The 23,442-nt window shown below is 71.6% G+C and carries 20 protein-coding genes; 10 read left to right on the top strand and 10 right to left on the bottom strand.

What is annotated here, in order from left to right; genetic code table 11:
- Positions 1 to 62: 62 nt before the first annotated feature.
- Positions 63 to 3,578, bottom strand: a complete 3,516-nt coding sequence (metH, locus tag ACSUPV_RS32805) for a methionine synthase (protein WP_037760419.1) — start codon at positions 3,576 to 3,578, stop codon at positions 63 to 65.
- Between the two features lie 362 nt (positions 3,579 to 3,940).
- Between metH and ACSUPV_RS32800 the strand changes: the two genes are divergently transcribed.
- From ACSUPV_RS32800 to ACSUPV_RS32775, 6 genes are all read left to right on the top strand, one after another.
- Entirely contained in the window at positions 3,941 to 4,705 is a 765-nt protein-coding gene (locus ACSUPV_RS32800) for an IclR family transcriptional regulator (RefSeq protein ID WP_031114599.1), read from the top strand.
- Positions 4,706 to 4,968: 263 nt separating this feature from the next.
- Positions 4,969 to 5,763: an MIP/aquaporin family protein gene (locus ACSUPV_RS32795; protein WP_031114598.1), complete on the top strand. Its 795-nt coding sequence runs from the start codon at positions 4,969 to 4,971 to the stop codon at positions 5,761 to 5,763.
- Positions 5,764 to 5,859: 96 nt separating this feature from the next.
- Entirely contained in the window at positions 5,860 to 7,398 is a 1,539-nt protein-coding gene (gene glpK / locus ACSUPV_RS32790; protein ID WP_031114596.1) for a glycerol kinase GlpK, read from the top strand.
- Between the two features lie 8 nt (positions 7,399 to 7,406).
- Positions 7,407 to 9,023: a glycerol-3-phosphate dehydrogenase/oxidase gene (locus ACSUPV_RS32785; RefSeq protein WP_031114595.1), complete on the top strand. Its 1,617-nt coding sequence runs from the start codon at positions 7,407 to 7,409 to the stop codon at positions 9,021 to 9,023.
- A gap of 126 nt (positions 9,024 to 9,149) precedes the next feature.
- Positions 9,150 to 9,821: a FadR/GntR family transcriptional regulator gene (locus ACSUPV_RS32780; protein ID WP_031114593.1), complete on the top strand. Its 672-nt coding sequence runs from the start codon at positions 9,150 to 9,152 to the stop codon at positions 9,819 to 9,821.
- Positions 9,822 to 9,979: 158 nt separating this feature from the next.
- Positions 9,980 to 10,966: a PAC2 family protein gene (locus ACSUPV_RS32775; protein WP_031114592.1), complete on the top strand. Its 987-nt coding sequence runs from the start codon at positions 9,980 to 9,982 to the stop codon at positions 10,964 to 10,966.
- A 75-nt stretch (positions 10,967 to 11,041) separates the two neighbouring features.
- On the opposite strand, the gene mshC is transcribed toward ACSUPV_RS32775, so the two are convergent.
- The 4 genes from mshC to ACSUPV_RS32755 all read right to left on the bottom strand — a co-directional run bounded on the left by mshC (position 11,042) and on the right by ACSUPV_RS32755 (position 14,539).
- Complete coding sequence (mshC, locus tag ACSUPV_RS32770) at positions 11,042 to 12,271, bottom strand: cysteine--1-D-myo-inosityl 2-amino-2-deoxy-alpha-D-glucopyranoside ligase (RefSeq protein WP_436949091.1); 1,230 nt, start codon at positions 12,269 to 12,271, stop codon at positions 11,042 to 11,044.
- Positions 12,272 to 12,365: 94 nt separating this feature from the next.
- Positions 12,366 to 13,220 carry an SCO1664 family protein gene (locus ACSUPV_RS32765; RefSeq protein WP_436949090.1) on the bottom strand — a complete coding sequence of 285 codons (855 nt, stop codon included), beginning with the start codon at positions 13,218 to 13,220 and terminating at the stop codon, positions 12,366 to 12,368.
- The gene (locus ACSUPV_RS32760) at positions 13,184 to 13,774 is read right to left on the bottom strand and encodes a DUF3090 domain-containing protein (protein WP_031114588.1); all 591 of its coding nucleotides are present in this window, start codon (positions 13,772 to 13,774) and stop codon (positions 13,184 to 13,186) included. The genes ACSUPV_RS32765 and ACSUPV_RS32760 overlap by 37 nt, the downstream gene beginning before the upstream one ends.
- A 78-nt stretch (positions 13,775 to 13,852) precedes the next feature.
- Positions 13,853 to 14,539 (bottom strand): histidine phosphatase family protein, encoded by a 687-nt coding sequence (locus tag ACSUPV_RS32755; RefSeq protein WP_031114587.1) that lies wholly within the window; start codon positions 14,537 to 14,539, stop codon positions 13,853 to 13,855.
- A gap of 61 nt (positions 14,540 to 14,600) precedes the next feature.
- On the opposite strand from ACSUPV_RS32755, the gene ACSUPV_RS32750 reads away from it, so the two are divergent.
- Positions 14,601 to 15,596, top strand: coding sequence for a magnesium and cobalt transport protein CorA (locus ACSUPV_RS32750; RefSeq protein ID WP_436949089.1), 996 nt, complete (start codon positions 14,601 to 14,603; stop codon positions 15,594 to 15,596).
- Positions 15,597 to 15,627: 31 nt separating this feature from the next.
- Here the strand turns inward: ACSUPV_RS32750 and ACSUPV_RS32745 are convergent, their stop codons facing one another.
- Together ACSUPV_RS32745 and ACSUPV_RS32740 are read right to left on the bottom strand one after the other, a co-directional pair.
- Positions 15,628 to 16,416: a ferritin-like domain-containing protein gene (locus ACSUPV_RS32745; RefSeq protein ID WP_436949088.1), complete on the bottom strand. Its 789-nt coding sequence runs from the start codon at positions 16,414 to 16,416 to the stop codon at positions 15,628 to 15,630.
- Between the two features lie 248 nt (positions 16,417 to 16,664).
- Positions 16,665 to 17,720, bottom strand: a complete 1,056-nt coding sequence (locus ACSUPV_RS32740) for an LLM class F420-dependent oxidoreductase (protein ID WP_436949087.1) — start codon at positions 17,718 to 17,720, stop codon at positions 16,665 to 16,667.
- A 135-nt stretch (positions 17,721 to 17,855) separates the two neighbouring features.
- Here ACSUPV_RS32740 and ACSUPV_RS32735 point away from each other — a divergent pair, with 135 nt between their 5' ends.
- Both ACSUPV_RS32735 and ACSUPV_RS32730 read left to right on the top strand, forming a co-directional pair.
- Positions 17,856 to 18,842 carry an aldo/keto reductase gene (locus ACSUPV_RS32735; RefSeq protein WP_031114582.1) on the top strand — a complete coding sequence of 329 codons (987 nt, stop codon included), beginning with the start codon at positions 17,856 to 17,858 and terminating at the stop codon, positions 18,840 to 18,842.
- Positions 18,839 to 21,010 (top strand): helix-hairpin-helix domain-containing protein, encoded by a 2,172-nt coding sequence (locus tag ACSUPV_RS32730; protein ID WP_436949086.1) that lies wholly within the window; start codon positions 18,839 to 18,841, stop codon positions 21,008 to 21,010. Before ACSUPV_RS32735 ends, ACSUPV_RS32730 begins: the two co-directional genes overlap by 4 nt.
- Before the next feature lie 62 nt (positions 21,011 to 21,072).
- Here the strand turns inward: ACSUPV_RS32730 and ACSUPV_RS32725 are convergent, their stop codons facing one another.
- Positions 21,073 to 21,783, bottom strand: a complete 711-nt coding sequence (locus ACSUPV_RS32725) for a hypothetical protein (protein WP_037760406.1) — start codon at positions 21,781 to 21,783, stop codon at positions 21,073 to 21,075.
- Between the two features lie 47 nt (positions 21,784 to 21,830).
- On the opposite strand from ACSUPV_RS32725, the gene ACSUPV_RS32720 reads away from it, so the two are divergent.
- Positions 21,831 to 22,019 (top strand): DUF5703 family protein, encoded by a 189-nt coding sequence (locus ACSUPV_RS32720; protein ID WP_003989151.1) that lies wholly within the window; start codon positions 21,831 to 21,833, stop codon positions 22,017 to 22,019.
- A gap of 92 nt (positions 22,020 to 22,111) precedes the next feature.
- On the opposite strand, the gene ACSUPV_RS32715 is transcribed toward ACSUPV_RS32720, so the two are convergent.
- Together ACSUPV_RS32715 and chpH are read right to left on the bottom strand one after the other, a co-directional pair.
- Positions 22,112 to 22,984: a chaplin family protein gene (locus ACSUPV_RS32715; protein ID WP_436949085.1), complete on the bottom strand. Its 873-nt coding sequence runs from the start codon at positions 22,982 to 22,984 to the stop codon at positions 22,112 to 22,114.
- Between the two features lie 132 nt (positions 22,985 to 23,116).
- The gene (gene chpH, locus ACSUPV_RS32710; protein ID WP_031114574.1) at positions 23,117 to 23,350 is read right to left on the bottom strand and encodes a chaplin ChpH; all 234 of its coding nucleotides are present in this window, start codon (positions 23,348 to 23,350) and stop codon (positions 23,117 to 23,119) included.
- Positions 23,351 to 23,442 lie beyond the last annotated feature (92 nt).

Below are 23,442 nucleotides of genomic sequence, written 5' to 3'. Positions count from 1 at the left end.
CGCCGGGGGGCGGTGCGAGGTGTGCCCCAGGGGACTCAGCGAGGTGAGTCCCCTGGGGCGACTCAGCGGGCGTTGAAGTACTTGGCCTCCGGGTGGTGGATCACGATGGCGTCCGTGGACTGCTCGGGGTGCAGCTGGAACTCCTCCGAGAGGTGGACGCCGATGCGCTCCGGCTGGAGCAGGTCCGCGATCTTGGCGCGGTCCTCCAGGTTGGGACAGGCGCCGTAGCCGAGGCTGAAGCGGGCACCCCGGTACTTCAGCTCGAACATGCCCTGCATCTCGTCCGGGTCCTCACCGGCGAAGCCCAGTTCGGACCGCACGCGCGCGTGCCAGTACTCGGCGAGCGCCTCGGCCAACTGCACGGACAGGCCGTGCAGTTCGAGGTAGTCCCGGTAGGCGTTGGCCTCGAAGAGCCGCGCGGTCTCCTCGCCGATGCGGGAGCCGACGGTGACGACCTGCAGGCCGACGACGTCCGTCTCGCCGGAGTCCTCCGGCCGGAAGAAGTCGGCCAGGCACAGGCGGCGGCCCCGGCGCTGGCGCGGGAAGGTGAAGCGGGTGCGCTCGTTGCCCTGCTCGTCCAGGAGGATCAGGTCGTCGTCCTTGGAGACGCACGGGAAGTAGCCGTAGACCACGGCCGCCTCCAGCAGGTTCTCCGTCTGGAGCTTGTCCAGCAGCCCGCGCAGCCGGGGCCGGCCCTCGCTCTCGACGAGTTCCTCGTAGGACGGGCCCTCGCCGGTGCGGGCCTGCTTCAGGCCCCACTGGCCCTTGAACAGGGCGCCCTCGTCGAGCCAGCTCGCGTACTCCTTGAGCTGTACGCCCTTGATCACGCGGGTGCCCCAGAAGGGGGGTTCGGGGACCGGGTTGTCGGTGGCGACGTCGGAGCGGACGTGCCCCTCCTCGGGGCGCTCCTCCACGGCGGCCGGGGCGGCGGCCCGGACCCGGCGCTGCTTCAGCTCGGGCAGCTTCGCGCCCGGCACGCCCCGCTTGACGCCGATGAGGGCGTCCATCAGGCGCAGGCCCTCGAAGGCGTCGCGGGCGTAGCGCACCTCGCCCTCGTAGAGCTCGTGCAGGTCCTGCTCGACGTAGGCGCGGGTGAGGGCGGCGCCGCCGAGGATGACCGGGAAGCGGGCGGCCAAGCCCCGGGTGTTCAGCTCCTCCAGGTTCTCCTTCATGATCACGGTGGACTTGACCAGGAGACCGGACATGCCGATGACGTCGGCCCTGTGCTCCTCGGCGGCGTCCAGGATCGCGGAGACCGGCTGCTTGATGCCGAGGTTGACGACGTTGTAGCCGTTGTTGGTCAGGATGATGTCGACGAGGTTCTTGCCGATGTCGTGCACGTCGCCGCGCACGGTGGCGAGCACGATGGTGCCCTTGCCGCCCTCGTCGGTCTTCTCCATGTGCGGCTCGAGGTGGGCGACGGCGGCCTTCATCACCTCGGCGGACTGCAGGACGAACGGCAGCTGCATCTGGCCGGAGCCGAACAGCTCGCCGACGACCTTCATGCCCTCCAGCAGGGTCTCGTTGACGATGTCGAGCGCGGGCCGTTCCTGGAGGGCCTCGTCCAGGTCCGCTTCGAGGCCGTTGCGCTCGCCGTCGATGATGCGGCGCTGCAGGCGCTCGTCCAGCGGCAGGGCGGCCAGCTCCTCGGCCTTGCCGGCCTTGAGGGACTTGGCGGTGGCGCCCTCGAAGAGCTGCATGAGCTTCTGCAGGGGGTCGTAGCCCTCGGCGCGGCGGTCGTAGATGAGGTCCAGGGCGGTCTGGACCTCCTCCTCGCTGAAGCGGGCGATCGGCAGGATCTTCGACGCGTGCACGATCGCCGAGTCCAGGCCCGCCTTGACGCACTCGTCGAGGAAGACGGAGTTCAGCAGGATGCGGGCGGCCGGGTTGAGGCCGAAGGAGATGTTGGACAGGCCGAGGGTGGTCTGCACCTTCGGGTGGCGCCGCTTCAGCTCGCGGATGCCCTCGATGGTGGCGATGCCGTCCTTGCGGGACTCCTCCTGGCCGGTGCAGATGGTGAAGGTCAGGCAGTCGACGAGGATGTCCTCCTCGTGGATGCCCCAGTTGCCGGTGAGGTCGTCGATGAGCCGCTCGGCGATCTCGACCTTCTTCTCGGCGGTGCGGGCCTGGCCCTCCTCGTCGATGGTGAGCGCGATGAGGGCGGCGCCGTGCTCCTTGGCGAGCTGCGTGACCTTGGCGAAGCGGGACTCGGGGCCGTCGCCGTCCTCGTAGTTCACCGAGTTGATCACGGCGCGGCCGCCGAGCTTCTCCAGGCCGGCCCGGATCACGTCGACCTCGGTGGAGTCCAGCACGATCGGCAGGGTGGAGGCGGTGGCGAAGCGGCCGGCCAGCTCCTCCATGTCGGCGACGCCGTCGCGGCCGACGTAGTCCACGCACAGGTCGAGCATGTGCGCGCCCTCGCGGATCTGCTCGCGGGCCATCTCCACGCAGTCGTCCCAGCGGCCGTCCAGCATGGCCTCGCGGAACTTCTTCGAGCCGTTGGCGTTGGTGCGCTCGCCGATGGCCAGGTAGGAGGTGTCCTGCCGGAACGGGACGCTCTGGTAGAGGGAGGCGGCACCGGGCTCGGGCTGCGGGGCACGCTCGGTCGGGGTGACGTCCCGGACGCGCTCGACGAGCCGGCGCAGGTGCTCGGGGGTGGTGCCGCAGCAGCCGCCGACCAGGGAGAGGCCGTAGTCGCGGACGAAGTTCTGCTGGGCGTCGGCCAGGCCCTCGGCGTCGAGCGGGAAGTGCGCGCCGTCCTTGGTGAGGATCGGCAGACCGGCGTTGGGCATGCACAGCAGCGGGATGCGCGAGTGGCGCGTGAGGTAGCGCAGGTGCTCGCTCATCTCGGCGGGGCCGGTGGAGCAGTTCAGGCCGATCATGTCGATGCCGAGGGGCTCCAGCGCGGTCAGGGCCGCGCCGATCTCGGAGCCGAGCAGCATGGTGCCGGTGGTCTCGAAGGCCATCGAGCACAGCAGGGGCACCTCGACGCCGGTGGCCTCCATGGCCCGGCGGGCGCCCAGGACGGACGCCTTGGTCTGGAGGAGGTCCTGGGTGGTCTCCACGATCAGCGCGTCGGCGCCGCCGGCGAGCAGGCCCTCGGCGTTGGCCTGGTAGCCGTCGCGGATGGTGCCGTAGGTGATGTGGCCCAGCGTGGGCAGCTTGGTGCCGGGGCCGATCGAGCCCAGGACCCAGCGGGGGCGGCCGTCGCCGGCGGCGTACTCGTCGGCGACCTCGCGGGCGATGCGGGCGCCGGCCTCGGACAGCTCGTGGATCCGCTCGGGGATGTCGTACTCGGCCATGGCCGAGTGGTTGGCGCCGAAGGTGTTGGTCTCGACGCAGTCGACGCCGACCGCGAAGTACGCGTCGTGGACGGAGCGGACGATGTCCGGCCGGGTCACGTTGAGGATCTCGTTGCAGCCCTCGAGATTCTCGAAGTCCTCGAGCGTGGGGTCCTGCGCCTGGAGCATGGTGCCCATGGCTCCGTCGGCCACGACCACACGGCTGGCCAGGGCCTCTCGGAGGGCGGACACGCGGGTCCGGCTGTCGGTGGAAGGGGTCAGCGGCAACGAGGCCATGTAAAGGGCTCCCTCGGATGCGACGGCTGTCGGCTATGCGGCTTCCCGGACATCCGGAGGGCATCCGGGGGTGAGGCGCACGGCGCCAGCCTAACCGGGAGTCGGCCCGGATGGGCAGCGCGTCCACGGGACGGACGCCGAGGGCGGCCGGACGGCCACTGTGCGACCTCTTGAGCATCCGTCTGTGGGACCCATGAGCATCCATCCGCACCCCATGAGCATCGGTCGCGGCATCGATGCCGCAACATGTGGCGACCCGCCATTAGCGAGAGGTCGGCATCGACCGGTAGTGTTCGACATTGCCGAACGAGGGCTGTGGGCCCCACCTGTCGGCGGTCGAAGGGGACGGAGGCGGTACGGCGATGGCACGGAACATCCAGTCGCTCGAACGGGCGGCCGCGATGCTGCGGCTCCTCGCGGGCGGCGAGCGGCGGCTCGGCCTGTCGGACATCGCCTCGTCGCTGGGCCTGGCCAAGGGCACCGCCCACGGCATCCTGCGCACCCTCCAGCAGGAGGGCTTCGTGGAGCAGGACGACGCCTCCGGGCGCTACCAGCTGGGCGCGGAGCTGCTGCGCCTGGGCACCACCTACCTCGACGTCCACGAGCTGCGGGCGCGCGCCCTGGTGTGGACCGACGACCTGGCCCGCTCCAGCGGGGAGAGCGTCTACCTGGGCGTCCTGCACCAGCAGGGCGTGCTGATCGTGCACCACGTCTTCCGGCCGGACGACAGCCGGCAGGTGCTGGAGATCGGGGCCATGCAGCCGCTGCACTCCACGGCCCTGGGCAAGGTGCTGTCGGCCTACGACCCGGTGGCGCACAGCGAGGCCCTGGAGGCCGACCGCAAGGCCTTCACGGACCGGACGGTGTGCGAGCCGGACGCCTTCGAGCACATCCTCGACGTCACCCGCGCGCGCGGGTACGCGGCGGACGTGGAGGAGACCTGGGAGGGCGTCGCCTCCCTGGCGGCCCCCATCCACGACCGGCGACGCATGCCGGTCGGCTCGGTCGGCATCACGGGCGCCGTGGAGCGGCTGTGCCGGGACGGGGAGCTGCGCCCCGAGCTGATCGCGGCGGTCCGGGACTGCGCCCGCGCGGTCTCGCGGGACCTGGGCGCCGGGCGGTTCTGACGGAACGGGACGGGACCGGGGTGCCGTACGGCGTCCCGGTCCTCGGCATGCCCCGGCTCACCTGCGGCAAAGATCCATGGGACCGCGGCGATCAGTAACGATCGTGTTTTCGACAACACAGCCCTTGACGTGCTCGTAACGCCGAAGCAAGACTCCCGTCCATCGGTCGACATTGTCGAACAGCTACCGGCAATACGCGCTAGAGTGTGACAGCGCCAGGCCGGTATCGCACTTCCCCTGGACGAAGGACAAAGGAGTCGCGGGTGTCCAGCTCCGACATCTTCATCGGCGAGACCATCGGTACCGCCATACTCATCCTGCTCGGCGGCGGAGTCTGCGCCGCCGTCACGCTCAAGGCTTCCAAGGCCCGCAACGCCGGCTGGCTCGCCATCACCTTCGGGTGGGGCTTCGCGGTGCTCACGGCGGTCTACACGACGGCGCCGCTCTCCGGCGCCCACCTGAACCCGGCCGTCACGCTCGCTCTCGCGATCAAGGACGGCGACTGGAACAACGTCCCGGTCTACTGGGCCGGACAGGTCCTCGGCGCCATGATCGGTGCCGCACTGGTCTGGATCGCCTACTACGGCCAGTTCCACGCCCACCTCACCGACCGCGAGATCGTCGGCGGTCCGGGCGCGCAGGACACGGCGGCCAAGGCCGTCGAGGCCCAGGAGACGGGCGCCGGTCCCGTGCTGGGCGTCTTCTCCACCGGCCCCGAGGTCCGGGTCGCCTGGCAGAACCTGGCCACGGAGATCATCGGCACGATCGTGCTGGTGCTGGCCGTGCTCACGCAGGGCCTGAACGACGAGGGCAACGGCCTGGGCACCCTGGGCGCCCTGATCACGGCGCTCGTGGTGGTCTCCATCGGCCTCTCCCTCGGCGGCCCGACGGGGTACGCGATCAACCCGGCCCGTGACCTCGGTCCGCGTATCGTGCACGCCCTGCTGCCGCTGCCCAACAAGGGTGGCTCCGACTGGGGCTACGCCTGGGTCCCCGTGGTGGGTCCGCTGATCGGCGGCGCCATCGCGGCAGGCATCTACAACGTCGCGTTCGCCTAGGAGCCCGCTCAGGAGCTCGCTTCCGCGCTCGTAGCGAAACTTCCAGCACGCGCCGTACGTAAAGCCCCATAAACCCGGAATTACCAGGAGCACACAGTGACCGACGCGCACACCGCCGGCCCCTTCATCGCCGCCATCGACCAGGGCACCACCTCCAGCCGCTGCATCGTCTTCGACCGGGACGGCCGGATCGTCTCCGTCGACCAGAAGGAACACGAGCAGATCTTCCCCAAGCCGGGCTGGGTCGAGCACAACGCCACCGAGATCTGGACGAACGTCCAGGAGGTCGTCGCCGGGGCCATCGAGAAGGCCGGCATCACCCGTGACGACATCAAGGCCATCGGCATCACCAACCAGCGCGAGACGACCGTGCTGTGGGACAGGAACACGGGTGAGCCCGTCCACAACGCCATCGTCTGGCAGGACACCCGCACCGACGCCCTCTGCCGCGAGCTCGGCCGCAACGTCGGCCAGGACCGCTTCCGCCGCGAGACCGGCCTTCCCCTCGCCTCCTACTTCGCCGGTCCGAAGGCCCGCTGGCTGCTCGACAACGTCGACGGGCTGAAGGAGCGCGCCGAGGCGGGCGACATCCTCTTCGGCACCATGGACACCTGGGTCATCTGGAACCTGACCGGCGGTGTGGACGGCGGCAAGCACGTCACGGACGTGACGAACGCCTCCCGCACGATGCTCATGAACCTGCACACCATGCAGTGGGACGACAAGATCTGCGAGTCGATCGGCGTCCCGAAGCAGGTGCTGCCGGAGATCCGCTCCTCCGCCGAGGTCTACGGCGAGATCAAGGGCGGCAAGCTGGGCGACCTGCTCGGCGGCATCCCGGTCGCCTCCGCGCTCGGCGACCAGCAGGCGGCCCTGTTCGGCCAGACCTGCTTCTCCGAGGGCGAGACCAAGTCGACCTACGGCACCGGCACCTTCATGGTGATGAACACCGGTGACAAGATCATCAACTCCTACAGCGGCCTGCTGACCACCGTCGGCTACAAGATCGGCGAGCAGGACACGGTCTACGCCCTGGAGGGCTCGATCGCGGTCACCGGCTCGCTGGTGCAGTGGATGCGCGACCAGATGGGCCTGATCTCCACCGCCGCCGAGATCGAGACGCTCGCGCTCTCCGTCGAGGACAACGGCGGCGCCTACTTCGTGCCGGCCTTCTCCGGCCTGTTCGCCCCGTACTGGCGCTCCGACGCCCGCGGTGTGATCGCCGGCCTGACCCGGTACGTCACCAAGGCGCACCTGGCGCGTGCCGTCCTGGAGGCCACCGCCTGGCAGACGCGGGAGATCGCCGACGCCATGACGAAGGACTCCGGTGTCGAGCTGACCGCCCTCAAGGTCGACGGCGGCATGACCAGCAACAACCTGCTGATGCAGACCCTCTCGGACTTCCTGGACGCCCCCGTGGTGCGCCCCATGGTCGCCGAGACCACCTGCCTCGGCGCCGCCTACGCCGCCGGCCTCGCCGTCGGCTTCTGGAACAGCACCGACGACCTGCGTGCCAACTGGCGCCGGGCCGCCGAGTGGACCCCCCGCATGGACGCGGAGACCCGCGACCGTGAGTACAAGAACTGGCTCAAGGCCGTCGAGCGGACCATGGGCTGGCTCGAGGACGAGGAGTAAGAAACCGCATGACCAGTCAGTCCACCCTGCAGTCCGTGCCTGCCCTGGGGACGCACCCGGCCTCCGGCTCGAACCCGAGCCGAGCCGAGACCAGGGAGCAACTCGCCAAGGCGTCGTACGACCTTCTCGTGATCGGCGGCGGCATCCTGGGCATCTCCACCGCCTGGCACGCCGCGCAGTCCGGCCTCAGGGTGGCTCTGGTCGACGCCGGCGACTTCGCCGGCGCCACCTCCTCCGCCTCCTCCAAGCTGCTCCACGGCGGTCTGCGCTACCTGCAGACCGGCGCGGTGAAGCTGGTGGCGGAGAACCACTTCGAGCGCCGTGCGGTCTCCCGCCAGGTGGCCCCCCACCTGGCGAACCCGCTCACGTTCTACCTCCCCGTGTACAAGGGCGGGCCGCACGGCGCGGCGAAGCTCGGGGCGGGCGTCTTCGCCTACTCCGCGCTCTCCGCCTTCGGTGACGGTGTCGGGCACCTCCTCTCCCCCGCCAAGGCGGCGCAGGACGTGCCCGAGCTGCGCACCGAGAACCTCAAGGCCGTGGCCGTGTACGGCGACGACCAGATGAACGACGCGCGCATGGCGCTGATGACGGTCCGCGCGGCCGTCGAGGCGGGCGCGGTCGTCCTCAACCACGCCGAGGTCACCGGCCTGCGCTTCACCCAGGGCCGGGTGACCGGCGCCGAGCTGAAGGACCGCCTGTCCGGCGACGAGTTCGGCGTCAACGCCCGGCTGGTGCTGAACGCGACCGGTCCCTGGGTCGACCACCTGCGCAAGATGGAGAACCCGAACGCGGCGCCCTCCATCCGCCTGTCCAAGGGCGCGCACCTGGTGCTGAAGCGCACCTCCCCCTGGAAGGCCGCGCTCGCCACCCCGATCGACAAGTACCGCATCACCTTCGCCCTCCCCTGGGAGGACATGCTGCTCCTCGGCACCACCGACGAGGTGTTCGAGGGCGACCCGGCGGACGTCTCGGTCACCGAGCAGGACATAACCCAGATCCTCGACGAGGCCGCCTTCTCGGTCCGCGACCAGCAGCTCAGCCGTGACCTGATCACGTACTCCTTCGCCGGTCTGCGCGTGCTGCCGGGCGGCCCCGGCGACACCGCCAAGGCCAAGCGCGAGACGGTCGTCACCGAGGGCCGGGGCGGCATGCTGTCCGTCGCGGGCGGCAAGTGGACCACCTTCCGCCACATCGGCCGGACGATCATGAAGAAGCTGGAGGCGCTGCCCGGCCACCCGCTCGGCGACGACTTCGAGCCGATCAGCTCGCTGCCGAAGAAGCTGCCGCTGCCCGGTATCGCCAACCCGCGCGCGGTCGCCCACCGGCTGCTGACCGACCGCCCGGCCCCCGGCCCCCGCATGGCCGCCGACACCGCCCGGCACCTGGCCACGCACTACGGCTCGCTGGCCTTCGACATCGCCCGCCTGGCCAACGAGAACCCGGAACTCGCCGAGCGCGTCCACCCGGAGGCCCCGGAGATCTGGGCGCAGGTCGTCTGGGCCCGGGACCACGAGTGGGCCGAGACGCAGGACGACGTGCTGCGCCGCCGGACGACGCTCACGATCCGCGGGCTGGCCACGGACGACGTCCGGGCCAAGGTGCAGGACCTGCTCGACAAGAAGTAAAGACGCGCTCGGGGGACCGCGTACGGGAAGGGACGGCTCCATGCCGACGGAGCCGTCCCTTCCGCCTACCCGTCCCCGCATAATGACCTGATACGTCGGAGGTCTTAAGCGACAGGGAGGCCGGCCATGGCAGTCACCGACGAGGCGATCGAGAAGATCAAGGGAATGATCGTCTCCGGCGCGCTGCGGCCGGGCGACCGGCTGCCCAAGGAGAGCGAACTCGCCGCCGACCTCGGCCTGTCCCGCAACTCCCTGCGGGAGGCCGTCCGCGCGCTTTCCCTCATCCGGATCCTGGACGTCCGGCAGGGCGACGGGACGTACGTCACCAGCCTCGACCCGCAACTGCTGCTGGAGGCGCTGAGCTTCGTCGTCGACTTCCACCGCGACGACACGGTCCTGGAGTTCCTGGCCGTGCGCCGCATCCTGGAGCCGGCCGCGACGGCGATGGCGGCGCTGCGGATCAGCGAGCAGCAGCTGGACGCGCTCACGGCCCAGTTGGACAAGCTCGGCGAGGACCCGTCCGTGGAGGACCTGGTCGCCTGCGACCTGGAGTTCCACCGGGGCATCGTGCAGAGCTCGGGCAACTCCGTGCTGTGCTCGCTGCTCGACGGCCTGTCGGGTCCCACCACCCGGGCCCGGATCTGGCGCGGCCTCACCCAGGAGGACGCCGTGGGCCGCACCCTGCGCGAGCACCGGGCGATCCTCGCCGCGCTGCGCGACCGGGACGCCGAGGCGGCGCGCTCCTGGGCGACGGTGCACATCGCGAGCGTCGAGCAGTGGCTGCGTTCCACGCTGTGACCAGGGCCTCACGGACAGCTCGGACGACTCCGGGGTGTTCGGGGATGGATCACGGGGCAGTCATGGGGTCACTCCCCCTGCAAGGGGGCTGCGGACGCCCCCTTGGCACGCCGTAAGGTTGGGTGGTCAAGCGAGGGCACGTCGGAAGGAGGCACTGGGTGATCGAGCTCGAGGGGGTTCCCGAGCTGATCGACCCGGTCATGGTGGCCGCGTTCGAGGGCTGGAACGATGCCGGCGACGCCGCCTCCACCGCGGTCGCGCATCTGGACAGGGAGTGGAAGGGCGAGGTGTTCGCGGCGCTGGACGCCGAGGACTACTACGACTTCCAGGTCAACCGCCCCACGGTGTTCATGGAAGCGGGCGTCCGCAAGATCACATGGCCGACGACAAGGTTGTCGGTCGTCCGGGTCGGCGGCGAGAAGCCGCGTGATCTCGTCCTGGTCCGCGGTATCGAGCCGTCCATGCGATGGCGATCGTTCTGCAACGAACTGCTCGGCTTCGCGCACGAACTGGGCGTGGAACTGGTGGTCGTCCTGGGCGCCCTGCTCGGCGACACCCCGCACACGCGTCCGGTTCCGATCAGCGGGACGACGTCCGATCCGGACCTGGCCCGCCGCATGGACCTGGAGGAGACCAAGTACGAGGGCCCCACGGGCATCGTCGGCGTCCTCCAGGAGGCGTGCACGCATGCGGGCGTGCCGGCCGTGTCGCTCTGGGCGGCGGTGCCGCACTACGTGTCGCAGCCGCCCAACCCGAAGGCCACGCTGGCGCTGCTGAACCGCCTGGAGGACCTGATCGACGTGCGCATCCCGCTGGGCGAGCTGCCCGAGGACGCACGCGCCTGGCAGGTCGGCGTGGACCAGCTGGCCGCGGAGGACAGCGAGGTCGCCGAGTACGTCCAGTCGCTGGAGGAGGCCCGGGACACCGCGGAGCTGCCGGAGGCGTCGGGCGAGGCGATCGCCCGCGAGTTCGAGCGCTATCTGCGGCGCCGGGACGGGGGCGGACCGCCCGCTTCCGGCGGGCACGCGACGGCGGACGGCAGCGACAGCCAGTCGTACCTCCGGGACAACCCCGGCGGGCGCACCCGGCCGCCGAAGCCGCCCAAGCCGGGCAGCACGGACGACGAGGAGTCGTCGGAGGACTGAGCACCGACCACCGACCGCTGAGGCAGCGAAAAGGGGCGTCTCCCGCGCGGGAGACGCCCCTCAGCGCGTTCTCGGCTACAGCGCGACGCCCAGCAGCGCGTCGACCGCGCGGGACACCACGCCGGGTGCCCCCTCGTCCGTGCCGCCGCTCTCCTCCTGCCGCGCGACCCAGCGGTCGACCGCGGCGAGCGCGGACGGGGCGTCCAGGTCGTTCGCGAGGGCCTCGCGGATCTCCTCCACGAGCGCCTCCGCCGGCGGGCCGTCGGGCCGGGACACGGCGGCGCGCCAGCGGCCGAGCCGTGCGACGGCGTCCTGGAGGACCTGGTCGGTCCACTCCCAGTCGGCGCGGTAGTGGTGGGCGAGCAGCGCGAGCCGGATGGCGGCCGGGTCGACGCCGTCGCGCCGGAGCGTGGAGACGAAGACCAGGTTCCCCTTGGACTTGGACATCTTCTCGCCGTCCAGGGCGACCATGCCGGCGTGCACGTACGCCTTGGCCATGGGGAACTCGCCGGTGAGGGCCTGGGCGTGCGAGGCGCCCATCTCGTGGTGCGGGAAGGCGAGGTCGGAGCCGCCGCCCTGGATGTCGAAGCCCATGCCGAGGTGGTCCAGGGCGATGGCCACGCACTCGATGTGCCAGCCGGGCCGTCCGCGCCCGAGCGAGCGGCCGTCCCAGCTGGGCTCGCCCGCGCGGGCGGCCATCCACAGCATGGGGTCGAGCGGGTTCTTCTTGCCCGGCCGGTCCGGGTCGCCGCCGCGCTCGGCGGACAGCAGCCGCATCGCCGCGGCGTCGAGGTGGGAGACCTTGCCGAAGTGCGGGTCGGATTCGACGGAGAAGTAGACGTCGCCGTCGAGTTCGTACGCGGCGCCCGCGTCCCTGAGGCGCTCGACGAGCGGGACGATCCCGGGTATCGCCTCGACGGCGCCGATGTACTGGCGCGGCGGCAGCATCCGCAGGGCCGTCATGTCCTCGCGGAAGAGGGCCGTCTCCTGCTCGGCGAGCGCGGCCCAGTCGAGGCCGTCGCGCTGCGCCCGCTCCAGGAGCGGGTCGTCGACGTCGGTGACGTTCTGGACGTAGTGAACCTGCCGCTTGGTGTCGAGCCACACGCGCTGCACGAGGTCGAACGCGTTGTAGGTCGCCGCGTGTCCCAGGTGCGTGGCGTCGTACGGGGTGATGCCACAGACGTAGATACGGGCGACGGGACCGGGGTCGAGGGTGACGAGGCCGCCGGTCGCGGTGTCGTGGATCCTCAGGTCGCGGCCCTGACCAGGCAGGGCGGGGACCTCGGAAGCGGGCCAGGCATGCATGCCATGAGCCTAACCGGACTGAAGTTCCATATACGAATGGGAGCGGGCCGGACGGCCGAGAAGGCCCTCTTGCGGAAGCCGGGCGACTGTGGTGCTACACCGGCGGCCAGGGAATCGCCGGCCACTCCCCGCTCGGCTCCGGATGCGTCCCCGAGGCGAGCAGCGCGGCGACCCGCGCGCGGGTGGCGTCCAGCTCGGCGCCGGTGATCAGCGGTTCGAGCCGGGTGCTGAGGGCCCCGCCCGCCGCCAGGTCCTCGCGCAGGCCCTCCAGGACGTCGACGGCCTCCCGGGGCAGGGGCTCCCCGGCCCAGCCCCACAGCAGGGTCCGCAGCTTGTTCTCGACGTTGAACGTGACCCCGTGGTCGATCCCGTACAGCCGTCCCTCGCCGGTGGGCAGCAGGTGGCCGCCCTTGCGGTCGGCGTTGTTGATCACGGCGTCGAGTACCGCGAGCCGCCGCAGCCGCTCGTCGTCGGCGTGCACGAGCAGGGCCGTGCGTCCCTCGCCGACCTCGGCGAAGCCGATCGCCTTCCAGCCCGGCTCCGGCTCCTCCCCGTCGACCAGCGCGAGCAGCTCCGCGTCGGCCGTCGCCTCGACCCACAGCTGGCACATGCCCTCGCCGTAGGGGCCGTCGCGCAACACGGTGGGCGGCACCAGGCCCCAGCCGGTCGCCTCGGAGACCTCGTAGGCCGCGACCTCGCGCTGGGCGAGCGTCCCGTCGGGGAAGTCCCACAGGGGCCGCTCGCCCGCGACCGGCTTGTAGACGCAGGCGGCCTCCCGGCCGTCGTACGCCACCGTGCAGTACAGGGCCGCGTTGGACGCCTCACGGATGCGTCCGCGCACGGTGAGTTCGCCACGGGCGAGCAGCTCGACCGTGTTCTCGGCGGTGTTCTCAGCCGTGTTCGAAGGAGGTGTCACGCTCCGCGGCGGTATCCGTTCTGGCGCGGACATACGTGTCCTTCCGGGTCGAGCGGGAGGCTGCACAGCGGGCACGGCGGCCGCCCGGCGTTGACGACGTCGAGGGCGCGCTTGGCGAAGGCCCGGGCCTGCGCGCCGGTGAGGCGGACCCGCAGCATCGGGGGCCCGTTCTCCTCGTCCTGGAGGAGCCGTTCCTCGGCCTCGGCGAGGTCCTCCTCGGAGTCGGCGTCGAGCTCCACGAGCGCCTGCGCCTCGACGATCATGAGCTGCTCCTCGCCGTCCCAGGCGAGCGCCATGGTGCCGACCCGGAACTCCTCCTCGATGGGGGTGTCCAGCGGGGCGGTGTCGGTGATCTCGGACGGTGCGACGGCGGGGACGGAGGCGCTGCCTCCGCTACGGCGTACGACCTCGTCGAGCAGTTCGTCCATCCGCTCGGCGAGCGCGGCGACCTGGGTCTTCTCCAAGGCCACGCTGGTCACCCGGGAGCCGGCGGAGGCCTGGAGGAAGAACGAACGGCGCCCGGGCAGTCCGACCGTACCGGCCACGAAACGTTCCGGATGGTCGTAGAGGAACACCTGACGGGACACGTCCTGTCTCCATTGGGATCGTGGGAACCGTGTGAGTACGGCACTGCTGCGACCGCTTCACCCTACTGCGGCCGACGATCACGGTGCGCCCGCACCACCCCCGACAGGGGCCTCGTCGCCCGGCGGTTCCTCGCGCGGCACCAGGGACGTGAAGTCGCCGGTGTCGCCGAGGCGGACGAGAAACGGTCGCAGTCGTGTGTAGCGGATCGCGGTGATGGAACACGGTTCAACGGAAATCCGCTGGAAGAGGTCCAAGTGAAGTCCGAGTGCGTCCGCGACGAGAGACTTGATGATGTCGCCGTGCGAGCACATGAGGTAGACGGCGTCGGCGCCGTGGTCGCGCTCCACGCGCGCGTTCCACTCGCGCACGGCCTCGGCGGCGCGCGTCTGCATGGCCCGCATCGACTCCCCGCCGGGGAACGCCGCCGCGGACGGGTGCGCCTGCACCACCTCCATCAGGGGCTCGTCGTTGAGCTCGGCGAGCTTGCGCCCGGACCAGTCGCCGTAGTGGCACTCGCCGATGCGCTCGTCGGTGTGCGGCGTCAGTTCCGGCCGCGCCCCGAGGAGGGGCTGGATCGTTTCCTGGCAGCGCTGGAGCGGGCTCGTGACGATCTCGGCCAGGGGCAGTTCGGCGAGGCGTCCGGGCAGCGCGGCGGCCTGCGCGGCGCCGCGTTCGTCGAGGGCGACGCCGGGCGTCCAGCCGGCGAGCAGTCCCTCGGTGTTGGCGGTGGAACGTCCGTGCCGGACCAGGATCAGCGTGGGCATGCGCTCCAGCGTAGGCGCACGCGCGCGTGCCGTGTCCTTCGAGTGACGGGAGACTCGCTTCGTGATCGTCGACTGTGCCATCTACCGCGACGGACACCGGACGGAGGGGCCGGAGGACCTCTCCGACGCCCTCGGCCAGGCCCGTGCGGCGGGCGGTTTCGTGTGGATCGGGCTGCATGAGCCGTCGGAGCGCGAATTCGACCACGTCACCCGGGAGTTCGGCCTGCATCCGCTGGCCGTCGAGGACGCGCTCAAGGCCCACCAGCGGCCCAAGCTGGAGGTGTACGACGACTCGCTCTTCGTGGTGCTGAAGCCCGTGGCGTACGAGCCGGAGACCGACACCGTCTCCGCCGGCGAGATCATGGTCTTCCTGGGCGAGGGGTTCGTGGTGACCGTCCGGCACGGCGAGGGCGCCCCGCTCAAGGCGGTACGGCAGCGGCTGGAGCAGGAGCCGGAGCTCCTGGGCAAGGGCCCCACCTCCGTCCTGTACGCCGTCGCCGACGCCACCGTCGACCACTACCTGGACGTGGCGACCGAGTTGCAGGCCGACCTGGAGGGTCTGGAGGCGGAGGTCTTCTCGCCGGACGACGGCGGCTCACGGCACACGGCGTCCCGGATCTACGACTTCAAGCGGCAGGTCCTGGAGTTCCGCCGGGCGACCGGGCCGCTGGCCCTGCCGATGACCCGGCTGGCGGGCACGGCGCCGTACGGCGTGACCGTGCCGTTCGTGGACGACCGGGCCCGGCCGTTCTTCCGGGACGTCAGCGACCACCTCACGCGTGTGAACGAGTCCGTGGACGGCCTGGACCGGCTGGTGTCGGACATCCTCTCGGCGCACCTGGCCCAGATGAGCGTCCGGCAGAACGACGACATGCGGAAGATCTCCGCGTGGGCGGCCATGGCCGCGATCCCCACGATGCTCGCGGGGATCTACGGCATGAACTTCGAGCACATGCCCGAGCTGCGCTGGGCCTGGTCCTATCCGGCGCTCATCGCGCTGATGGCGTTGCTGGAGGTGCTGGTGTTCCGGCTGTTCAAGCGCCGGGGGTGGCTGTAGAGAGGGCCGGCGCCGAGGGTGACGTGCCCCCTCAGGCGAACTCGGGTTCCGCGGAGGCCGGGCCGCCGAGGGCGTTGCGGCGCTCGGGCGCCTTCAGCGAGACCATCCGACGCCAGCCGCCCAGCCGTTCGTACGCGTACACGGCGTGGATGCCGACCACGAGCACCGCCGACCTGGCCCTGGACCAGCCGAGGATGCGGCCCATGTGCGCCATGACCGCGAGGCTGACGTCCCGGTAGATCCTGATCTCGGCGAGCGCGCACGCGCGCAGGGTCCGCTGGATGGCCCGGCCGTGGCCCGCGCGGGCGAAGCGCAGCAGTTCCTCGTGGCAGTAGGCGAGGTGGTTGTCCTCGTCGTTGGAGATCTGCTTGACCGCGCGGCCGATGTCGGGGTGGTCGGCGAAGTGCTTGCGGAGCAGATCCATCTGCTCGGAGGCGCGCTGCTCGGTGACCCTGCTGTGCGAGAGGTAGGTGACGATGTCCTGGACGGTGAGCCGCTTGTCGCGCTTCAGCTGCTCGTGCGCGAGTCCGATGCCGTTCTTCTCCAGGAGCATCGTGTAGTCGGTCTCCGGGGGGACCGGGACGGGATCGAGGCCACGCTTCTTCATGAGGGCGTTGAAGATCCGTCCGTGCTTGTCCTCGTCGGCGCCGTGGCGGGTGATCTTGGGGGCGAGTTCGCGCTCGCTGTCGGGGACGAGCGCGGCGATGCGGGCGTTCTCCCAGCCGCCCTGTGACTCGCCGCTCGCGGCGATGGAACAGAACAGGGCGAAGGACTCGTCGTGGGCGAGGATCTCCTGGAACAGACTCTTGGCCGAAAGCATCGTGGGCACCTCTTCCCGCGCGCGTGCGCGTGCTGCAGGATCCGCAGGTTTCCGCGAAACGAGTCAAGTGCGGGGTGGGGGGCGCTGCAACAGGTGTGCCGGACATCTCCGCCAAATGGCGGACGCGTGGGGACCGGTCCGGGACGGCCCCGAACGGTACGGCGTAACCGCCCGGGGGCCCGGCGCGTTGTGCCGCGTGACGGCCGTGGCGGGGAAGACCCCCGAGCCCCCACCACGGCCGCTGGACCTCAGGCGAGCCCGGACCGCTCCAGGGCCTCCGCGCCCGCCCGGAGCGAGGCGAGCCGCTCGTCGAGCGTGAGGCCCGCGGGGGCGAGGCTGAGGGTGGTCACACCGGCCGCCGCGTAGGCCTTCATCCGGTCGGCGATGCGGTCCACAGAACCGAGCAGGGTGGTGCTGTCGATGAGGTCCTGCGGAATGGCGGCCGCGGCGCCCTGCTTGTCGCCGGAGAGGTACTTCTCCTGGATCTCGGCGGCCTCCCGCTCGTACCCCATGCGCTGGGCGAGCTGGTTGTAGAAGTTCTGCTTGCGGCTGCCCATGCCGCCGACGTACAGGGCGGTGTAGGGGCGGAAGGTGTCGGCGAGCGCGGCGACGTCCTTGTCGTCGCCGACGGCGAGCGGCAGGGTCGGGCAGACGTCGAAGCCGTCGAGGGTCTTGCCCGCCTTCTCGCGGCCCGCGCGGAGGTACTTGATCGCCGTGTCCTCCAGGTGGTCCGCGGAGGGGAAGATCAGCAGGGCGCCGTCGGCGATCTCGCCGGTCTGCTCCAGGTTCTTCGGGCCGATGGCGGCGATGTAGAGCGGGATGTGCTCGCGCTGCGGGTGCACGGTCAGCTTGATCGGCTTGCCCGGGCCGCCGGGCAGGGGGAGGGTCCAGTGCTCGCCCTCGTACGACAGGCGCTCGCGGGTCATGGCCTTGCGGACGATCTCGACGTACTCGCGGGTGCGGGCGAGCGGCTTGTCGAACTTGACGCCGTACCAGCCCTCGGAGACCTGCGGACCCGAGACGCCGAGGCCGAGGCGGAAGCGGCCGCCGGAGAGGGAGTCGAGGGTGGCGGCGGTCATGGCGGTCATGGCCGGCTGGCGGGCCGGGATCTGGAAGATCGCGGAGCCGACGTCGATGCGCTCGGTCTGGGCGGCGACCCAGGTCAGTACGGTCGCGGCGTCGGAGCCATAGGCCTCGGCGGCCCAGCAGACGGCGTATCCGAGCCGGTCGGCCTCCTGGGCGACGGCCAGATTGTCCGCGTCCATTCCGGCACCCCAGTAGCCGAGGTTGATACCGAGCTGCATGCCGCATCCCCTTACCGATCAGTAACTGCCTTGTCCGGAGACCATAGCGCGGGCGCGGCGGGCGCGGCATGCCCGGGGAAATCCGTCGTCCACAGCCACCCACACGGCATGTTCTGGCCAGTAATCTCGGCGTTCATGGAGCAGAGGCATCTCGGCCGCACCGGCCTGCGTGTGTCACGGATCGGGCTCGGCACCCTCACCTGGGGGCGGGACACCGACGAGCACGACGCCGCGGACCTGATGAAGACGTTCTGGGAAGCGGGCGGGACCCTCGTCGACACCGCGGACGTGTACGGCGACGGGGAGGCCGAGTACCTGCTCGGCCGGCTGATGGACGGCCTCGTGCCCCGGCGGGATCTCGTCATCTCGACCAAGGCCGGCAGCGTGCCCGACCCCGACCGCCGCTTCGACGGCTCCCGCGGCCATCTGCTCACCGCGCTGGACGCCTCGCTCTCCCGGCTCGGCACCGACTACGTCGACCTGTGGCACGTGCACGCCTTCGACCCGGACACCCCGCTGGAGGAGACCCTCCAGGCCCTGGACATGGCGGTCGCCAGCGGGCGGGCCCGGTACGCCGCCGTCTCCAACTTCTGCGGCTGGCAGCTGGCCAAGGCCGCGACCTGGCAGCTGGCCGCTCCCGGCACCCGGACCCGGCTGGCCGGGACGCAACTGGAGTACTCGCTGCTCCAGCGCGGCATAGAGCGCGAGGTCCTGCCGGCCGCGCTGGACCTGGGCATCGGACTGCTGCCCTCCTCACCGCTCGGGCGGGGTGTGCTCACGGGCAAGTACCGGGGCGACTCGACCCCGCCGGACTCGCGCGGCGCCTCGGAGCACTTCGCGCCGTTCGTGGCGCCCTACCTCGACGACACGGCGAGCCGCATCGTGGACGCCGTGGCGACCGCGGCCGACGGGCTGGCGGTGACGCCGCTCCAGGTGGCCCTGGCGTGGGTCCGCGACCGGCCGGGCGTGGCCGCCCCCGTCGTCGGCGCGCGCAACGCGCAGCAGCTCACGGCGGCGTTGTCAGTGGAGACCCTTAGTCTTCCTGACGAGATCTGCCGGGCGCTCGACGATGTGTCGGCGCCGGTGCACCGCTATCCCGATCACGACTGGAGCACGCTGTGAGCACGGAGCCCGAGACCACGGAGGACGGCGAGCCGGGGACGCCGGGCGCCGAGACCGCTGCGGCCGGTGCCGCCGAGGGTGAGGGCGGTGAAGCCGGTGCCGGACAGCTGTCCGAGGCCGAGGCCGAACTGCGCGCCCAGCAGATCGAGCGGGAGCGCATCGCGCAGCGCAAGGCCGAGAAGAAGGCACCGATCGAGGCCGGCGCCAAGCTGAGCGGCAAGGCCGCCGATCTGCTCGCGGCCGTACGGGCCGTGGAGAGCGGCGAGAAGCCCGCGGCCACGGTGTTCGCCGAGCCCGAGCCCGCCCCCCGGCGCTCCGCCCCGGAGCCGGTACGGCGGCCGCAGCCGGTGGCGGCCGAGACCGTCACCGCCTCGGCCGCTCCCGCTCCGGAGGCGGTGCAGGCCGTGCGCCGGGTACTCGCCGAGGGCGGCGCCCCGGAGGCGCTCGCACTGCAGGCGGCCGAGGCGCTGGGCGAGGGCGCGGACGAGCTGCTGCGGGCGGACCCCTGGCAGTTGCTGCGGGTCGCCGGGGTGCGGCCCGAGCAGGCCGACGGGTTCGCGCGGGCGCTGCTCGGCGCCGAGTGCGGCCCCGACGACGAGCGGCGGGGTCGGGCCGTCACCGTCTGGCTCCTGGACCAGGCGGCGCTGGCCGGGCACACCGCCCTGGAGATGCCGGCGCTGCTCGCGGCCCTGGCGCAGCGGGGTGTGCCGAACCCGGACGGTGCCGTGCAGGACACGATCGCGGAGGGCGATGCGTTGGTCTTCCAGGACGCCCTGGAGGAGCCCGGCGCTCCGGCCCCGGCTCCGGCGGAGGAGGACGGCGCGGACGAGGAGCGCCCGGTCCGGGTCCTGGTCGGGCTGGAGCGGTACGCGCTGGCGGAGGAGAGCCTGGCCGACGGCCTGGCCCGGCTGGTCAACTCGGTGCCCAAGCAGGACGGTTCCGCCGAGGAGTGGGAGCGGCTCGCCGCCGCGGCCCCGGGATCCACGGGTGAGCTGATCCGTGCGGTCGCCGGTCACGGTCTGGTGCTGCACACCGGCGGGGAGGCGTCCCTGGCCGAGCCGGCGGCGCTGCTGCGCGCCGCGCGTTCCCTGGGATTGCGCGCCTGGGCGGCCACCCACGGACCGATCGGCCGGGACCGCTTCGCCGCGCTGCTGCGGCGGTCCGACCAGGCGGCGGACTCCCCCGGACGAACCGGCGAGGCGCCCAACGCCGACTCCCCGGTCGCCACCGTCTCCGGCCTTCTGACCGGTCTCGAAGGGCCCGGCCGGGCCGCCGACGGAGCGCTGGACCTGGATCTGCTCGTCGTGCTCGACGCACCGCAGCTGGACGTCGAGACGGCGGCGCTGCTGACGGAGTCGCTGCCGGACGGGGCGCGGCTGCTGCTGGCCGGGGATCCGGCGGTGCTGTGGTCCGTGGGCCCGGGGCGGGTGTTCGCGGATCTGCTCGCGGCGCGGATCTGCCCGCAGGTCGCCTCCCGGCTGCCGGATCCCGGGCCGCTGGGCGAGCTCGTCTCCGGTGTGGGGGTCGGCGAGCTGAACCAGGTCGAGGCCCCTGGCAAGGAGCTGGTGATCGTGCCGGTGCGGGACGCGGGCGAGGCCGTGCACCGCACGGTGCAGCTCGTCGTGGACTCGGTGCCGCGGGCGATCGGCGTGCCGGCCGAGGAGACGCAGGTGATCACGCCGGGGCACGGCGGCGCCGTGGGCACGCGCGCGCTCAACGCCGCGTTGAAGGAGCGGCTCAACCCGGGCCCGGGCCGCTTCGGCGGCTTCGACCCCGGTGACCGGATCGTCCACTCCCCCGTCCCGGGGCGGGCGCTGCCGGGCCGTGTGGTGAAGGCGGACGCCGAGGGGCTGCATCTGTCGTGCGCGGGCGAGACCGTCGTCGTCCCGAAGGAGCGGGTGGAGCACTCCGTGCGGCACGGGTGGGCCATGACCGCGCACCAGGCGGTGGGCAGCCGGTGGCCCGCGGTGGTCGTGGTGCTGCCGGGAGACGCCGCGCAGGCCCTCAGCCGGCCGTGGGTGTACACGGCGTTCGGGCGGGCCGACCGCCATCTGTCCGTCGTGCACGGCGTGGAGCAGGCGCTGCCCAGGGCGGTGGCCGAGGTTCCGGCGAAGCCCCGGACGACCCGGCTGCCGGTGCTGCTCGCGCCGCAGCTCGCCGGAGAGTGACGACGGCGGTGGTCACGGGCCGGTCCCCGTGACCACCGCCGTCGGGTGGCTGACGCGCGCGCTCAGCGACGGTCCGCGTCGAGCGGCTCCAGGTCCTCGTCCTCGTCGAGGTCGGTGTCGAGGTCGTCCTCCAGGTCCTCCGCGTCGTCGTCCTCGTCGTCGACGTCGTCGATCTCGTCGTCGAAGACGGCACTGACGTCGAAGCGGCAGACCACCTGCTGCGGATCGACCTGCTCGAACGGCGCCTCCAGCCACTCGCCGGGGTCGGCCGGTTCGTCCGCCGCCGTCACCCAGAGCGTGGAATCGCCCTCCTCCAAACCGAACTCCTTGTGCCGGGAGGCGATCTCGTCCGGCTCGAACTCGCCGAACAGCAGTCCCAGCGCCCCGTGGACGGTCCCGGAGGCCGGGGACCCCTCGTCACCGTCCGCCGCCTCGATCCGCTGCGCCTGCGCCAGCAGCCGCTGTGGCTCGGCGACGGCGTAGTCGCGGCGGATCAGTACGCTCAGCGCGTTCGGTTCCTCGGGGCCCGTGTACGGGGGCAGCGCGTCCTCCGCACCGGGGATCTCGAAGGGAGTGACCTCGTCGTAGCGGTCGTAGAGCAGTTCGTCGTACACCTCTGCGGCCGCGGCCAGCTGGTTGAACGCCTCGTAGACGGCCGGGTCGTCCTCCCCCGACCTGCGTTCGACCGCGGCCAGGTGGCGGTCGAGCGCGGTCTTGACCGCCTCGGCGGCGGCGCGTACCTCGGCAGCGGTGGGCTGCGCAGCATCAGACATAGTGCAGACGCTATCCGTACCGGGCCCCAGCCCGCACAATAGATGCGATGCCGGAATACGAATTTGTCGACGTGTACGTACCTCGCGGGGTCTCCCGCAAGGAGACGGCACGTCTGCTGACCGACCACGCCGAGTACGGACACTGGGAGTTGTACCGTCTGAGCCTGCTGCGGGACGGCAGCCGCAAGGTGCGGTTGCGCCGACGGATCATCCGCCAGGTACGGGCCACGTGGTGAGCTGAGTCGGTGCACTGGGAGAAGGCCGGGAGAAGGCATACACGGGAGCGGGCCCCGCGGTTGCGGGGCCCGCTCCGTGTGCGGGGGGGGTGTCAGGCCGTGGCGCGCGCCTTGCGGTAGAGGATCGCGCCCGCCAGCAGTGCGCCCGCGCCGGCCGGGAGGGCCAGGCCGAGCGGCAGGTCGCTGCCGGTGTTCGCGAGCTGGGAGTCGCCCTCGGGGTGGGTGACGGACTGGGCGCCCGGCTGGTTGCCGTGCGAGGAGCCGTCCGGCGTCTCGCCGCCGATGCCGGGCGGAGTGCCAGGGGTCCCGGGGGTGCCGGGGTGACCGGGCTCTTCGGGGGTGCCGGGGTGCCCCGGGTTGCCCGGGTCACCAGGGTTGCCGGGATCGCCCGGGTGTCCGGGATCACCGGGGTTGCCGGGGGTACCGGGGCTACCGGGGTCGCCCGGGTGTCCGGGGTTCCCCGGGTGGCCCGGCTGCCCGGGTGTCTCGTTGCCGCCGCCGGGCGGGGTGCCGTGGTGGCCGCCGTTCGAGCAGTCGTTGCCCGTGCTGGGGTTGCCGACGCCGATGATGTCGACGCTGTTGCCGCAGACGTTCACCGGCGCGTGGACCGGGGCCTGGACGTGGTTGCCCGAGCCGACGCCGGGCGAGTCGGTGGCGTGGCCGCCCGCCTGCGAGCCGCCGTTTCCGCCGTGATCGCCGTATCCCCCCGACGACGATCCACCGCCCTGGTTGGCGCACGAGTTGCCCACCGACGGGTTGAGCACGCCGACGACGTTGACCGTGTTCCCGCAGACGTTGACCGGCGCGTGCACCGGCGCCTGCACGGTGTTCCCGGACAGCACGCCGGGCGAGCCCGAACTGGAGCCCTGCGCACCCGAGGTGGCGTGAGCGGAGGCGCCCGCGGCGGCGATCACGCCGGTCGCGGCCGCCACGGTCATCAGACCCTTGCGGGTGACCTGTCGCATTGCTGAATACCTGCCTTCGACCCTGTCTCGAATTCTTCTCGAATTCCTCGAAAGAAGCGTTCGGTCCCGGAGCGCATGGCAGGCGCTCCGGGACCGGTGGCTTTTGAACCCCCCTCTACCGAGGGGGAAGCATCACTGGTTGATGCAGGTGTTGCCGAAGGCGGGGTTCAGCACGCCGATCACGGAGACCGTGTTGCCGCAGACGTTCACCGGGACGTGAACGGGCACCTGAACAACGTTGCCGGACAGGACGCCCGGGGAGTTCACGGCGGCACCCTGCGCACCCGAGTCGGCGACGGCCAGGCCCGCGCCTGCGAGAACCAGCCCACCGGTGGCAGCCGCAGCAGCGACGACCTTCTTGATCATTATTCCTCCTAGTTGGCAAAGCGACCCATCTTGCGATCGCATTACCTGTAACGAGGAGGGAGTAATGAGGCTACGAGCTTATGGTCGCATTC

This window comes from Streptomyces sp. SudanB52_2052 (assembly GCF_964272415.1).
GTDB lineage: Bacteria > Actinomycetota > Actinomycetes > Streptomycetales > Streptomycetaceae > Streptomyces > Streptomyces olindensis.
This window is presented reverse-complemented; position numbering and strand designations above follow the sequence as displayed.

Excerpts from the sequence above, each read along its gene's own strand:
- ACSUPV_RS32765 (WP_436949090.1), bottom strand. The coding sequence starts at position 13,220 with ATGTCCGCGCCAGAACGGATACCGCCGCGGAGCGTGACACCTCCTTCG.
- ACSUPV_RS32735 (WP_031114582.1), top strand. The coding sequence starts at position 17,856 with ATGGAGCAGAGGCATCTCGGCCGCACCGGCCTGCGTGTGTCACGGATC.
- ACSUPV_RS32725 (WP_037760406.1), bottom strand. The coding sequence starts at position 21,783 with ATGTCTGATGCTGCGCAGCCCACCGCTGCCGAGGTACGCGCCGCCGCC.
- ACSUPV_RS32800 (WP_031114599.1), top strand. The coding sequence starts at position 3,941 with ATGGCACGGAACATCCAGTCGCTCGAACGGGCGGCCGCGATGCTGCGG.
- ACSUPV_RS32740 (WP_436949087.1), bottom strand. The coding sequence starts at position 17,720 with ATGCAGCTCGGTATCAACCTCGGCTACTGGGGTGCCGGAATGGACGCG.
- mshC (WP_436949091.1), bottom strand. The coding sequence starts at position 12,271 with ATGCATGCCTGGCCCGCTTCCGAGGTCCCCGCCCTGCCTGGTCAGGGC.
- ACSUPV_RS32780 (WP_031114593.1), top strand. The coding sequence starts at position 9,150 with ATGGCAGTCACCGACGAGGCGATCGAGAAGATCAAGGGAATGATCGTC.
- ACSUPV_RS32785 (WP_031114595.1), top strand. The coding sequence starts at position 7,407 with ATGACCAGTCAGTCCACCCTGCAGTCCGTGCCTGCCCTGGGGACGCAC.
- chpH (WP_031114574.1), bottom strand. The coding sequence starts at position 23,350 with ATGATCAAGAAGGTCGTCGCTGCTGCGGCTGCCACCGGTGGGCTGGTT.
- metH (WP_037760419.1), bottom strand. The coding sequence starts at position 3,578 with ATGGCCTCGTTGCCGCTGACCCCTTCCACCGACAGCCGGACCCGCGTG.
- ACSUPV_RS32755 (WP_031114587.1), bottom strand. The coding sequence starts at position 14,539 with ATGCCCACGCTGATCCTGGTCCGGCACGGACGTTCCACCGCCAACACC.
- ACSUPV_RS32745 (WP_436949088.1), bottom strand. The coding sequence starts at position 16,416 with ATGCTTTCGGCCAAGAGTCTGTTCCAGGAGATCCTCGCCCACGACGAG.
- ACSUPV_RS32715 (WP_436949085.1), bottom strand. The coding sequence starts at position 22,984 with ATGCGACAGGTCACCCGCAAGGGTCTGATGACCGTGGCGGCCGCGACC.
- ACSUPV_RS32720 (WP_003989151.1), top strand. The coding sequence starts at position 21,831 with ATGCCGGAATACGAATTTGTCGACGTGTACGTACCTCGCGGGGTCTCC.